Source organism: Pseudomonas guariconensis (genome assembly GCF_024127895.1).
Classification (GTDB): domain Bacteria; phylum Pseudomonadota; class Gammaproteobacteria; order Pseudomonadales; family Pseudomonadaceae; genus Aquipseudomonas; species Aquipseudomonas guariconensis_B.
Map to the genome: position 1 here is coordinate 132497 of NZ_JAMYBK010000003.1, position 13927 is coordinate 146423.

Sequence of the window (13927 nt, forward strand, 5' to 3'; positions counted from 1 at the left end):
CATGGATATCGACCTGAGCGCCTTTCATTTCCTTCGCCCCTTGTGGCTGTCGACCATCGTCGCGGGCCTGCTTTTGCCCTGGTTATGGACGCGCCGGCATGACCTGTTGCGGCGCCTGGACGGCATCATCGCGCCACACCTGGTCGAGCACCTGGTCATCACCCCCGAGGACAATCAACGCCTGCGCCCGGTTCATCTGCTGGGCGCGATGCTGGTACTGGGGGGCATCGCCATGGCCGGGCCGACCTGGGAGCAGGACACGCCGGCGTTCCTGGACAACAAGGCACCGCTGATCCTGGCCCTGGACCTGTCGCCCTCGATGGACGCCGACGATGTCCCGCCTTCGCGGTTGGCCGCGGCCCGCCACACGCTGCACGACCTCATCCAGCGCCGTGGCGGCAGCCGTACGGCGCTGATCGCCTATGCCGGCAGTGCCCATCTCGTGCTGCCCCCCACCGACGACCCGGCATTGCTCGACAGCTTCCTCCAGGCATTGTCCACCGCGCTCATCGACAGCCCCGGGAAGGACGCGCTCGGCGCGGTGCGACTGGCCAAGGGCCTGCTGGCCGCCGAGGGCTCCCCCGGCACCCTGGTGTTGGTCAGCGACGGCGCCGACGCCGGTCAATTCGAAGCCATCGGCACGCAACTGCGCGGCAGCGACCTGCAGGTGCTGGTGCTGGCGGTAGGCAGCCGGGACGTTGACGTCCTGCTGGATGCCAAGGGCCAGCCGCGTACCGATGGCAGCGGCCGAACGTTGCACGCACGCTTCGATGCCGAAGGGCTCAAGGGCCTCGCCGATGCCGCCGATGCCCCTTTGGGCAGCCTCACGCTGGACGACGATGACCTCGACTGGATCGAGCTGCATGCCCAGCGGCACTTCCAGGCGGCCCAGGCTGACGACCAGCCGTTGCACTGGAAGGACGCAGGCTACTGGCTGTGCTGGCCCTTGCTGGTGCTGGCGTTGCTCGGCCTGCGCCGGGGCTGGCGGGTGCATTGGCTGGGCGCCTGGCTACTCGCACTGTCTGTCGGCTATGCCCCGCAGCCGGTCCAGGCCGGCGCCTTGGCCGATGCCTTCTTCACCCCCGACCAACAAGGGCGCTGGGCATTCGAGCATGAGCATTACCCGCAGGCGGCGCAGCACTTTGCCGACCCTTACTGGAAGGGCGTGGCGGCTTACCGTGCGGCGGATTTCGACGCAGCCCTGGGCAGCTTCGCGCAACTGGACACGGCGGCCGCGTACTTCTACCAGGGCAATGCCTATGTGCGCCTTTCGAAGTTCGAGCAGGCCATCGCCGCCTACCAGCAAGCCCTGCGGCGCCAGGAGGCATTCCCCGAGGCCAGTGCCAACCTGGCCCTGGCCCAGGCCTTGCTGAAGGACCGCGAGGCCCAACAGGAAGCGGGGCCGCCAGATGAAAAGGCCGACCAAGTGAAGTTCGACAACACCTCCGGCAAAGGCAAGGACGTCCAGCGCCCGGCAGGGCAGGCGAGCGCCGACCAGGCCTGGCTGGACAACCTGACCACCTCGCCCGCGCAATTTCTCAAGCGCAAGTTCCTGCTGCAGGATGCCGCTCGCCAGCAGGCCTCGGAGGCCACGCCATGAAACGCCTGTTGCTGCTGTTGCTGCTGCCCCTGCTGGCGCAGGCGGCCGAACCCGAGGTGCGCGTGCGCAGCCAACTGCTGCCGGCCGAGGGTGTACTGGTCGGTGGCACCCTGACCTTGCAGGTCGACCTGCTGGTGGACACCTGGTTCGACGCCGCGCCGAACCTGCCGCCCCTGAAGCTGGAAGGCGCAGTGGTGTCCGCCCCCAGCAGCGAAGGCGCCCACCTGAACGAAAGGATCGACGGCAAGGCATTCTTCGGCTTGCGCCTGAGTTACCAGATCACGCCGCAACAGGCCAAGGCCTTCGACATCCCGGCCTTGGCCATCGAAGTCAGGCCGGGGCAGGGCAGTGGCCCCGTGAAGGTGTACAGCCAGGCCCAGCACTTCGTCGCCCGGCAGCCTGCCGGCGGCGGCCAGGGGCAGCATCTGGTGGCCCGGCAGGTGCGTTTCACCCAGCAGTTGGAGTACGCCCACCAGCCGCTACGGGTCGGCGACAGCGTCACCCGACGTGTGCAGGTGCAGGCCGAGGACGCCCAGGCCATGCTGATCCCCGCACCGACCTTCGCCGACATCGAGGGGCTGCGGCGTTACCTGCAGACGCCGGTTGTCGCCCCGCTGAGCGATGGCCGTGGAGGCGTCAGCGGCGGTCGTCGCGACGACGCCGTGACCTATGTAGTGACCGAGGCGGGGCACTATCGCTTGCCCGCCATCGAGCTGAAATGGTGGGACGCCGAGAGCGGCGAAGCCCGCACGGCAACGCTGCCGGCCCTGGAGCTGGAGGCATCCGGGCCGGCGGCCTACCAGGCGCCGTTTTCAATCCGCGACGATTTGCGCGCCCTCGGCCAGGGCGCCCGGGTACAGGTGGCCGGCCATTGGCTGCTCATCGTTACCGCAGCGCTGGTGGTGGGGGTGATAGGGTACCTGGGGCGGGGTTGGAGCCAAATGCCAAGGGACGCCTGGAAGCGCTGGCGCGCGCGGCGCAGGCAGGCCTGGCTCGCCTCGGCCGCCTACGCCTGGCGGCAGGTGCCGGGCCAGCTCGCCCAGCAACCGCCGCAGTTGGGCGCGCTGTACCTGTGGCTCAGGCGCGCGACGGGTTGTCGTGAAATGAGTACGGGCCTGGGCGCACTTCCCGTTGCTGTCAGTAAATGTTTGCTAGCGTTTCTGAGGGCGCGCTATAGCGTTTCGCCTCAGGACACGACGACGGCAAGCCAACTGATGGAGACGTTACCAGCGCTGCGACGTGCGGTCGACGAGCACACCCGGCCCGCGTCACCCCGACACGGCCTGAAGAGGCTCAACCCCTGACTTCGGCCCATTGCCTGCATTCATCAAGGAAGTCATATGCATCTGAACGCTGTTTCCCGCCCAGGGCGCTGGTTGTTCACACTTTTGCTGATCCTGCCGTTGCTGGCCCAGGCAGCGGATGCCTTGCCATCCTGGAACGCCAGTGCATCCCGTGATGCGATCGTGGCCTTCGTCGAGGCGGTGACCGACGAGAAGGGCAAGGACTACGTGCCAGTGGCCGAGCGAATCGCCGTGTTCGACAATGACGGCACCTTGTGGAGCGAGCAGCCGATGTATTTCCAGGTGCTGTTCGCCCTGGCCGAGGTCAAGCGCCTGGCGCCGCAGCACCCGGAATGGAAAACCCAGCAACCGTTCAAGGCCGTGCTGGAGGATGACCAGAAGACCCTGGCGGCCAGTGGCATGCAAGGCCTGATGCAGATCGTCACGGCCACCCATACCGGCATCAGCACCGACACCTTCAGCCAGAACGCCCGCCGCTGGCTGGCCAGCAGCAAGCACCCGCGCAGCCAAAAACCCTACACCGAGATGGTCTTCCAGCCCATGTTGGAGTTGCTGGCGTACCTGCGCGCCAATGGCTTCAAGACCTACATCGTCTCTGGCGGTGAAGTGGCCTTCATGCGCACCTTCGCCGAAGAGGTCTATGGCATTCCCCCTGAACAGGTGATCGGGACCACCTTCGCCAAGCGCTTCCAGGACCAGGATGGGACGTTGTCGATCCAGCGCCTGGCCCAGCTCACCCACAACGACGACGGCCCCGGCAAGCCGGAGAGCATCGAGGCCTACATCGGTCGTCGGCCGATCCTGGCGTTCGGCAACTCCGACGGCGACATGCAGATGCTGCAGTGGACCATGGCTGGGGAAGGGCGGCGCCTGGCGGGGCTGGTACACCACACCGATGCCCAGCGGGAATGGGCCTACGACCGGCAGAGCCAGGTCGGTCGGCTGGACAAGGCGCTTGACCAAGCCCGGGACAAGGGCTGGGTGATCGTGGACATGGCCAAAGCGTGGAAACAGGTCTACCCCTTCGACCAGGACGCGAGCCAACACTGATAGATAGCCACAGGGAGTGCTGCGAGAGGTCCGTGCAGGCGTCGTCTCTCGATGCACAGGCAGTCGTGGATACGACAAGCAACCAGAACGGAGAAGCACCAATGAAACGCACAGGAAGGTGGTTATCGCAGTTCGCACTGGCGGCGACGGCGATAGTGGGATGCTCGATGGCCACGGCCGCGGACAAGCCGAACATCCTGGTGATATTCGGCGATGACATCGGCCAGACCAATATCAGTGCGTATTCGCACGGAGTGGTCGGCTACAAGACGCCGAACATCGACCGTATCGCCAAGGAAGGGCTGATGTTCACCGACTACTACGCCGAGAACAGCTGCACGGCGGGGCGTTCTACCTTCATCACCGGCCAGTCTGCCTTGCGCACCGGGCTGTCCAAGGTCGGCATGCCGGGCGTCAAGGTCGGCCTGCAGGATCGCGACGTGACCATCGCCCAGGCGCTCAAGGCACTGGGGTACGCCACGGGTCAATTCGGCAAGAACCACCTGGGTGATCGGGACGAATACCTGCCGACCAACCACGGCTTCGATGAGTTCTTCGGCAACCTCTACCACCTCAACGCCGAGGAGGAGCCCGAGCGCCCGTATTGGCCCAAGGACCCCAACGACCCCTTCGTCAAGGCCGCTTCGCCGCGTGGGGTGATCCGTTCCACCGCCGACGGCAAGATCGAGGACACCGGCGCGCTGAACAGCAAGCGCATGGAAACCATCGATGACGATACCACCCAGGCGGCCATCAACTTCATCGACAAGCAGGCCAAGGCCGACAAACCGTTCTTCGTGTGGATGAACACCACACGCATGCATGCCTTCACCCATGTACGCGAGTCGATGCAAGGGCAGAGTGGCATGGTAGGCAACGAATATGCCGACGGCATGCTCGAACACGACGGTGACGTCGGCAAGCTGCTCAAGACGTTGGACGACCTGAAGCTTACCGACAACACCATCGTCGTCTACACCACCGACAACGGGCCGAACCAGTGGTCGTGGCCGGATGCGGCGACCACGCCGTTTCGCAACGAGAAGAACTCCAACTGGGAGGGCGCCTACCGGGTGCCGGCCATGGTGCGCTGGCCGGGCAAGATCAAGGCGGGCGAAGTGACCACCCAGATGTTCTCCGGCCTGGACTGGTTCCCTACCTTGTTGGCGGCAGCTGGCAGTGCGGACATCAAGGAACGCTTGCTCAAAGGGGCTGATGTCGGTGGCAAGAACTTCAAGGTGCACCTGGACGGCTATAACCAGCTGGACTTCCTGACAGGCAAGACCGACAAGAGCGCACGCGAGGAATTCTATTATTTCAGCGACGATGGAGACCTGGTCGCCATGCGCTTCAAGGACTGGAAGCTGGTGTTCTGCGAACAGCGCGCCCCGGGTGGTTTCAAGGTCTGGAGCGAGCCGTTCACATGCCTGCGGGTACCGAAGCTGTTCCATCTGCGCATGGATCCATATGAGCGGGCAGACGTGGTGTCGGACCAGTACTACGACTGGCTCGCCAAGAACGACTACCTGATTTTCGAGGGCACCCGCAGGGCCGCCGCCTTCCTGCAGACCTTCGTCGACTATCCCCCCAGCCAGCGTCCGGCGAGCTTCAGCATCGACCAGATCCGTGCCGACGTAGACCGGCAGATCGAGGCCAAGATGAAGCAAGGCGCCAAATAAGCGCCGACTGGAAGCGGACGCAGGCCAGCGCCTGCGCCCGTCCCCTGGCCTGCGGCAGTCTTCCTGGCGCAGGCCTCCTTTCGTTCGATAAGGCTTTGCCATGTCATCAGCCGCCAGTCAGTCCCGTTCGCGCCCCCGTCGCGCGGTAGTCCAGGCAACCTCGGCCATGGCACGTTCCCAGCTGTCGATCACCGCGTTGCTGATGTTCCTTTCCGGCGGTGCGGCCCTGGTCTACCAGGTGCTCTGGGTCAAACAACTGTCCTTGGTGGTGGGGGTGGAGGTGTATGCCGTCACCACGGCCATCAGTGCTTTTTTCGCCGGCCTGGCGCTGGGGGGCCTGGCGTTCGGTCGGTGGGCCGACCGTCTGCGCCGTCCGGTCCTGTTGTATGCCGGGCTGGAGGTGTTGGTCGCGGTCCTCGGGGTCGCCGCAACCCTGGGGCTTGGCGCTGCCGCGGGCCTCTTCGCCCGGCTGGAGGCCAGCCTGGGGCCGCTGGCCTGGGTGCTGCCTTTCGTGCTGGTCGGCCTGCCGGCGTTCTTCATGGGCGGTACCCTGCCAGTGCTGGTGCGCGCCCTGTCCCCGGTCGAGGGCGAGCTCGGCCGGGCAGGTGGCGGCCTGTATGCCGCCAATACCGCGGGCGCCATCGCCGGTACCCTGGCGGCGGCGTTCGTGCTGTTGCCAACGCTCGGTGTGCTGGCCAGTGCCTATGCCGCCGCATTGCTGAACGTGCTGGCTGCTGTCGCCGCGCTGTGGGTAGCCCGCGCGCCCGTCGAGCCGGCACACCAGGCCACTGCGGCCACCACCGCACGCAGTGCCTCGGCACGCCTGGCCATCGGCCTGTATTGCCTGGCCGGCGGGGTGGCGCTGGGGTACGAAGTGATCTGGACGCAGTCGATCGTGCAGTTCATGAGCACGCGGGCCTTCGCCTTCGCCGTGGTGCTGGCCACCTATCTCTGCGGCCTCGTGCTCGGCAGCGCCTTGTATGCGCGGCATGCCGACCGTATTCGCGACCCCTGGGGCGTGTTCGGCCTGCTGATCGCCAGTGCGGGGCTGCTGGCGATTCTCCAGGTCGCCGGGCTGGGGCAGTGGCTGGTCGGCGCGCAGAGCCTGGCCGAGCGCTGGGTGCTGACCCTCGGTGGCAGCGAACTGGCGGGCATGTCCGCACGCTTCGCCGTCGCGGCGCTCAGCGTGGTGTTCCTGCCCACGACCTTGCTGGGCGCGGCGTTTCCCCTGGCCTTGCGCCTGGCGGTAGACAGTGCCCATGTCGGCCGCGATGTGGGGATCGTGGTTGCCCTCAACACCCTGGGTGGCATCCTTGGCGTGATGCTGACAGGGTTCCTGCTGGTACCAGGGCTGGGCCTGGTGCGTGGCCTGGCGTTGCTCGCCGTGCTGGCTGCCGCCATTGGCGGTGTGGCGGTATGGCGAGGGACGCAGGTCAGCCGCCGGATGCGCGTGGGGGTGCTGCTCGTCGGCATCGCGACCCTTGCCTGTGGCCTGTTGACGTCGCCCCGGCACCTGGCGCAATTGATGCCTGCCACCCGCAGCGGGCAACTGAGCTTCTATGAGGAGGGGCGGGGCGGCACAGTGGCGGTGGTACAGCAAGGCAAGGGGCAACGGCAGTTCAGCCGCCTGTACATCCAGGGCGTGTCCAATACCGGCGATGCCATGCCGTCGCTGCGCTACATGCGCCTGCAGGCGTTGCTGCCGTTGTTGATTCACCGCGGCGAGCCCCGCTCGGCGTTGGTCATCGGTTTCGGTACCGGCATCACCGCCGGTGCCATGCTGCGCTACCGCGACGTGCAGCACCCGGTGGTGGCCGAGCTGCTGCCCGAGGTGCTGAGGGCCGCACCACACTTTCGTGGGACCTTCGATGCCATCGACGATCCACGCCTGGACATTCGCCTGCGCGACGGCCGCCGTGAGCTGCTGCGCAGCGAGGCCCGCTACGACATGATCACCCTGGAGCCGCCGCCACCTTCGGCTGCCGGGGTGGTCAACCTGTATTCGCGCGACTTCTACCGCTTGGCCGCCAGCCGCCTGAACGAGCATGGCGTGGTTGCCCAGTGGTTGCCGTTGCCGACACAGAACGACGAGGACAGCCGCTCGCTGGTGCGCAGCTTCATCGACGTGTTTCCCCATGCCTCGCTGTGGACCACGGAGTTTCACGAGATGCTGCTGGTGGGCTCCCTGCAGCCGTTGCAACTGGACGTAGCGCGCATCCAGGAGCGCTTTTCGCAGCCCGAGGTGGCTGCCGTGCTGGGCGAGGTGGGCATCGACTCGGCGGCCGCGCTGCTGGCGACCTGGATCACCGATCGCCAAGGGCTACAGACCTATGCCGGCGATGCACCGGCGGTAACGGATGACCAGCCACGCATCGAGTACGCCCCGTGGGTCCGTGCCAAGGAGATCACCCGGGTACTGCCCGAGCTGCTGGCATTGCGCCGTGAGCCGCCCTTGGTCAACGTGCAGCCGTCGTTTCGCGCCCAGGTCAACGCGCAATGGGCGAGCTTGCGGCGTTTCTATGGTGTGGGCCTGCACGCCTACCGTGGCGAGCGCCAGGCCTGGGCACGGGAGGTGAGGACCGTGGTTCGCGAGGATGGCAGCAACCCTTACTACCGCTGGTTCATCGGTGACCCGCGATGAAGCAGGACGTGATCATCTGCGAATACTGCGACGCGGTGTATCAGCGCACGCCGCTGGCTCGCCACCAGCGCGCCGTGTGCGTACGTTGCGCGGGCGTGCTGGAGCGCCATGGCGCCTTGTCCGTGCAGCAACGCCTGGCCCTGGGCGTGACCGGCGCGGTGCTCCTGGCGTTCGCCCATCTCTACCCGGTCATGACCATCAACATGCAGGGCCTGAGCAATAGCGCGACGCTCTGGGACTCGGTGCTGATCCTCAGCCGCGGCAGCATCACCCTCATCGCCCTGGTGGTGGCGCTGGCCATCATCATCGCGCCCGTGATGCAGGTGGGCTTGCTGATCTGGGTACTGGCCTTCGCCTTGCGCCAACGCCGCGCGCCGGCCTTTGCCTGGTGCATGCGGGGGCTCGAGGCGCTGCGGCCCTGGAGCATGCTGGAGGTCTGCCTGCTGGGCGCCCTGGTGGCCGTGATCAAGCTCGCGGGCCTGCTCGATGTGATCCCGGGCATCGGCCTGCTGGCCATGGCCGCGCTCAGCGTCCTGTTGATCTACATCGCCGGGCGCGACATCCGCCAGCTCTGGGAGCAGGTATGAGCGTGCCGCCCACCGCCGCCGAACTGAAGCTGTGCCTGTGCCACGGCTGCGGCCATGCCTGCGACCTGACCCGCCACCCGCATCGCTGCGAGCGCTGCGCCGCGCCCCTGCATGCGCGCAAGACACAGGCCGTCACCCGTACCTGGGCCTACCTGCTCACGGCGCTGGTGTTCTACATCCCGGCCAACCTGCTGCCGGTGATGCATACCGAGATGCTCGGCCAGGGCACCGACAGCACCATCGGTGGCGGTGTACTGGAGTTCTGGGAGAGCGGGGCCTGGGACATCGCCTTGATCATCTTCATCGCCAGCATCGGCGTGCCGGCGATCAAGTTCATCGCCTTGCTGATGTTGCTGGTCACGGTGCAGCGGCGCAGCGACTGGGCATGCCGGCAACGCACCAAGCTCTACCGCTTCGTGGAACTGATCGGCTACTGGTCGATGCTCGATGTGCTGGTGGTCGCGCTGGTCGCGGCCCTGGTGCAGATGCGCGAGCTGGGCACCATCGAACCACGGGCCGGCATCCTGTTCTTTGGCCTGGTCGTGGTGTTCACCATGCTCTCGGCCATGAGTTTCGACCCGCGTCTCATTTGGGACAGCGCTTCACACAAGGAGGACGCCTGAATGGTGCAAGACAGCGAGCGGCAACCGGCCGCGGCACAGGTGCAGAGCAGGCGCTGGAACGTGTCCCTGGTCTGGATCGTCCCGATCATCGCGCTGTTGATCGGCGCCTCCCTGGTGGTGCGCAGCTGGATGCAGGAAGGGCCGGTAATCACCATTTCCTTCAAGACGGGCGAGGGGCTGGTGGCGCACAAGACACAGGTCAAGTACCGCAGCGTGGTGATCGGCGAAGTGGCCTCGGTGGAACTGGCCGACGACAAGAAAAGCGTGCTGGCCACCGTGCGGCTGTCCAAGGAGGCCGAATCGTTCGCCACCGAGGGCGCCCAGTACTGGGTCGTCAGACCGCGCATCGGGGCGGGCGGTGTCACCGGTGTCGATACCTTGCTCTCGGGCAACTTCATCGGCGCCGATGCTGGCCAGTCCACGACGCCGGCCAAGGCGTTCACCGGGCTGGAGTCGCCACCGCCGATCACCTATGGCGAGAAGGGCAAGCGCTTCACGCTACATGCCCAGGACCTGGGTTCGCTCGACATCGGCTCGCCGATCTACTTTCGCAAGATCCCCGTCGGGCAGGTGGTGTCCTACGCCTTGCAGGAGGATGGCAAGGGGGTGGACATCGGCATCTTCATCGAAGCGCCCAACGATGCCTTCGTCACCCGCAACACGCGCTTCTGGAATGCCAGCGGGATCGACCTCGACCTCGGCGCCAATGGCTTGAGGGTCAATACCGAATCGCTGTCGTCGATCCTGGTCGGCGGGCTGGTCTTCGGTGAACCCGAGTCGGCCACCGGGGCTGCGCTGGCCGAAGACCAGCAGGCGTTCGAACTGTATGCCGATCGCGACAGCGCCCTGGCACCGCCTACGGGCAAGGCATTGCCGCTGCGCCTGCGCTTCGACCAGTCCATGCGCGGCCTGGCCGTTGGCGCGCCGGTGGAGTTCATGGGGGTGGCGTTCGGCAAGGTCACGGCGGTCGAGCTCGACTTCGACGAACAGAAACAGAGCTTCCCAGTCATGGTGGACGCGGTGGTCTACCCGCAGCGCCTGGGGCCTGTCTACCTGAAGATGTTCGGGGCGCTCAAGCGAGCGCCAGGGGACGAGGAGGCCGGCAGCCAGCTGATCGGCAGTTTTGTCGCGCATGGCCTACGGGCGCAGGCGCGCACGGGTAACCTGCTCACGGGCCAGCTGTATGTGTCCCTGGACTTCTACCCCGACGCACAGAAAGTCGCCTTCGATGCCTCGGCACGCCCCCTGTGGATTCCCACGGTGCCCGGCAGCCTGGACAAACTGCAGGAGCAACTGCAGCAGATGGTCGCGCGCCTGAGCAAACTGCCCATCGAACGCATCGCCAACGACCTGGACGGCAACCTGCGCGAGCTGAAGGCCAGCCTCAAGCAGTTCAACACGCAGACCTTGCCGGGTGTCAGCCAGACTCTGGAAGCGCTGCGTGGCACGTTGCAGACCGCCAATGCCGCGCTGTCGGAGGGGTCTCCGCAGCGCGAGAGAATGAACGACACCCTCAACGAACTGGAGCGCATGTCGCGTTCGCTGCGTGACCTGTCCGACTACCTGGGCAGGCACCCCGAATCGCTGATACGCGGGCGGCCCAAGGCCGTCGATGCCGATGGCCTGCGGCCTTGAACCAAGGAGTGAACCCCTATGCACAAGCTGGCAAAGCAGCTGTTGGCCGCCGGGCTGGTCGTGACCTTGCAAGGTTGCAGCAGCGCCCCCATCCACTACCACACCTTGGTGCCGGCGCAGCCTGCCGAGCGGCCGGCGGGCGTCGATATCGCGATCCAGCAGGTCACCCTGCCGCCCCAGGTCGATCGTTCGCAGCTGGTCATACGCCAGGGCGACAGTGGACTGGTGATCCTAGAGACCGAATGGTGGGGGGCCAACCTGGTCGACGAGTTCCGCAGCGCCCTGCAGGACCAGCTAGGGACGCCGACCGGGGCGGGCGACCGGGCGAGCTTGCGCGTGGAGGTGCAGCGCTTCGACTCGATCCCGGGCCAGCACGCCTTGCTCGATGTGAGCTGGCGGCTGGGATATGGCACGCCGCACAGCCAGCTGTCCTGCCACAGCACCTTGCAAAGCAGGGCGGACAACAGCATCTCCGGGTTGGTCGCGGCGCATCAGGACAACCTGCGCAGGTTCGCCCGTATGGTCGCACAGGCCAGCGCCGCCGGCACGACGCGCTGTCCGGCGCCGGCCCTCTAGTGGCTGGCCTTTGCCGCTGGAGCGCTCGATGACGCTACGCAAGCGACTGTTCTGGCTTTTCGCACCACCGCTGGTGGTGGTCCTGCTGGTGATCCATGGGCTGGCGCACACGCTGATCCTGGGCCGTCTGGACCATGAGGATGAGCAACTGCTGGTGGCCGAAGCCACGCATATCCGGGCCTTGGTCGGCAACCTGCTCGAACGCGACCATGACCGCCTGCGTAATTTCGTGCTCTCCTTGGCGCCTTCGGCAGCGGCAGGCGACATCCTGCCGCTGCCCTCCGCGAGCTTGAGCCGGATGAACTTCGACTTCCTGCTCCACCTGGATACGGCAGGGCAGGTGAGCGCCGCCCAGTGGCAACCCGTGCCGGCCCTCGACCTGGCGACCTTGGGCACGGCGCCTGTACGCAGCACCCAGGCCTTGCGTGACGATATTCTCGCCCTGGCGCAGCGCCTGGAGCGTGATGGGACGGCCCGGCAAGTGCCGGGGCGGCTGGTTGCGGTACAAGGTGTACCGATGATCCTGGTCGGCATGCAGACGCCACCACCGGCCTCAGGTACCCTGTTCGCCGGCCACTTCCTCGACAGCGAACGCACCACGGCCTTGCAGCGGCAACTCGAAGGCGTCCTACGGCTGCTCGCGCCCGAGCGGACGCCGCCACACTGGGCCCCGCTCGAAGGGAACGAAGACATCGCCATCAGCCCGCGCCAGGTCCTCGATGCCGACCGGCAGCGCATCTTCCTGCAGTTCGACCGTCGTCCGGACGAACCGCAGTTGGTGCTGGAGCTGCCCCGCGAGCGGCACCTGTACGTCGAGGGGCGCAAGCAGATCGATCTTTTCCTCGGCCTGTCGGCGCTGGTCGCGCTGCTGGCCTGGTTGCTGACCTACCTGGGCCTGGACGTTGTCCTGCTGCGCCGCATCTCGAGGATGCACCAGGAGCTGCTGCACATCGGGCCTGAGTCCGCCGGCCGTCGCCTCAGCGATCGCGCCACGGATGAACTGGGCCTGCTCGGGCAAGAGACCAACCACATGCTCGATCGCCTGGAGCGCAGCGAAGCGCGGGACCGGGCAATCCTCCAGGCCATGCAGGAAGGCTATTTCGAACTGGACGGCCAAGGCCATTTCCTGGCCATCAACCCGGCCCTGGCCACGCTGCTCGGCCACTCGCCAGAAACCGTGATCGGCCAGCCGGCCAGCCAATGGCTGGAGACATGCACCGAACAACGGCTCGGCGCGCTGGTCGAGGCGCACTCGGCGGGGGACCCACCGCTGCTGCATGGGCGCCTGCACCGGGCCGACGGTAGCCTGGGGTACTACGAAACGCACGTCTCGCCCATCTTCGATGGCCAGGGCCGGCCCAGCGGCTATCGCGGCATCCTGCACGACGTCAGCGGCCATGTCGAATACCAGAACCAGCTCTTCGACCTGGCCTATCGCGATGCCCTGACCGGGCTCGGCAACCGCAAGGCCTTCTACGAGCACCTCACGCGCAACCTGGCCGAGGGGAAGGGTAGCCTGGCGCTGCTGTTCATCGACCTGGACCGTTTCAAGCAGGTCAACGACCGCTTCGGGCACGATATCGGCGACAGCCTGCTGGTGCAGATGGCCAACCGCCTGCGCGAGGCCGTGCGCAAACCGGACCGTGCCTATCGCCTGGGCGGCGACGAGTTCACGCTGATCCTGCCCGGCACCGGCGCAAGCGATGCCCAGCGCCTTGCCGAGCGCCTGTTGCAGGTATTGGGGGCACCTGTGCAGATCGAGACGCAGACCATCGATTTCGTCACCCCGAGCATCGGCGTCGCGCTCCATCCCTTGCATGCCCGTGATCCCGACACCTTGGTCAAGGCGGCCGACCAGGCCATGTACCAAGCCAAGCGCCAGCGCAACCGGGTGTGCCTGTTCACGGCCGACGTCGAGCCCGAGCCCGGGCCGTGACAGGGCGCTCAGGACATCGCTGGAAACCGGGGCCGCTTCGCGTCCCATCGCCGGCAAGCCGGCTCCCACACAGGCTGTGTGAAAACCCTCCGAGCAATCGGGCTGTTCAAAAAACAACCTAAACATCGCGCTTCTACGCGTATTCAGGGTGAGTTGAGCAGCCAAGCTTTTCCAGATTTCGCGTAGAAGCGCGATCCTGAAAAAGCATTGGAGGTTTTCACACAGCCTGCACAGGTTGGCGGTGCTGACTGTCATGCAGAGACCGCTGTGAGAGGGGGGGCAGCCCATCGCCGGTT

10 protein-coding genes are annotated in these 13927 nt (G+C 66.3%); all 10 read left to right on the forward strand.

What is annotated here, in order from left to right; genetic code table 11:
- Nucleotide 1: 1 nt before the first annotated feature.
- Nucleotides 2-1600, forward strand: coding sequence for a VWA domain-containing protein (locus tag NJF35_RS05405; protein ID WP_225787774.1), 1599 nt, complete (start codon nt 2-4; stop codon nt 1598-1600).
- Nucleotides 1597-2904, forward strand: a complete 1308-nt coding sequence (locus NJF35_RS05410) for a hypothetical protein (RefSeq protein ID WP_225787775.1) — start codon at nt 1597-1599, stop codon at nt 2902-2904. The genes NJF35_RS05405 and NJF35_RS05410 overlap by 4 nt, the downstream gene beginning before the upstream one ends.
- Before the next feature lie 36 nt (nt 2905-2940).
- Complete coding sequence (locus tag NJF35_RS05415; RefSeq protein ID WP_253090774.1) at nt 2941-3954, forward strand: HAD family hydrolase; 1014 nt, start codon at nt 2941-2943, stop codon at nt 3952-3954.
- A gap of 101 nt (nt 3955-4055) precedes the next feature.
- Nucleotides 4056-5633: an arylsulfatase gene (locus NJF35_RS05420; protein ID WP_225787777.1), complete on the forward strand. Its 1578-nt coding sequence runs from the start codon at nt 4056-4058 to the stop codon at nt 5631-5633.
- A gap of 166 nt (nt 5634-5799) precedes the next feature.
- Nucleotides 5800-8274, forward strand: coding sequence for a fused MFS/spermidine synthase (locus NJF35_RS05425; RefSeq protein WP_253090775.1), 2475 nt, complete (start codon nt 5800-5802; stop codon nt 8272-8274).
- Nucleotides 8271-8861 (forward strand): paraquat-inducible protein A, encoded by a 591-nt coding sequence (locus NJF35_RS05430; RefSeq protein ID WP_225787779.1) that lies wholly within the window; start codon nt 8271-8273, stop codon nt 8859-8861. The genes NJF35_RS05425 and NJF35_RS05430 overlap by 4 nt, the downstream gene beginning before the upstream one ends.
- Nucleotides 8858-9484 carry a paraquat-inducible protein A gene (locus NJF35_RS05435; protein WP_253090776.1) on the forward strand — a complete coding sequence of 209 codons (627 nt, stop codon included), beginning with the start codon at nt 8858-8860 and terminating at the stop codon, nt 9482-9484. Before NJF35_RS05430 ends, NJF35_RS05435 begins: the two co-directional genes overlap by 4 nt.
- Entirely contained in the window at nt 9485-11119 is a 1635-nt protein-coding gene (locus NJF35_RS05440) for an intermembrane transport protein PqiB (RefSeq protein WP_253090777.1), read from the forward strand. It begins immediately after the preceding gene.
- Nucleotides 11120-11137: 18 nt separating this feature from the next.
- Complete coding sequence (locus NJF35_RS05445) at nt 11138-11695, forward strand: membrane integrity-associated transporter subunit PqiC (RefSeq protein WP_253090778.1); 558 nt, start codon at nt 11138-11140, stop codon at nt 11693-11695.
- A gap of 28 nt (nt 11696-11723) precedes the next feature.
- A complete protein-coding gene (locus tag NJF35_RS05450; RefSeq protein ID WP_253090779.1) occupies nt 11724-13631 on the forward strand; it encodes a diguanylate cyclase domain-containing protein in 1908 nt (635 codons plus the stop codon).
- Nucleotides 13632-13927 lie beyond the last annotated feature (296 nt).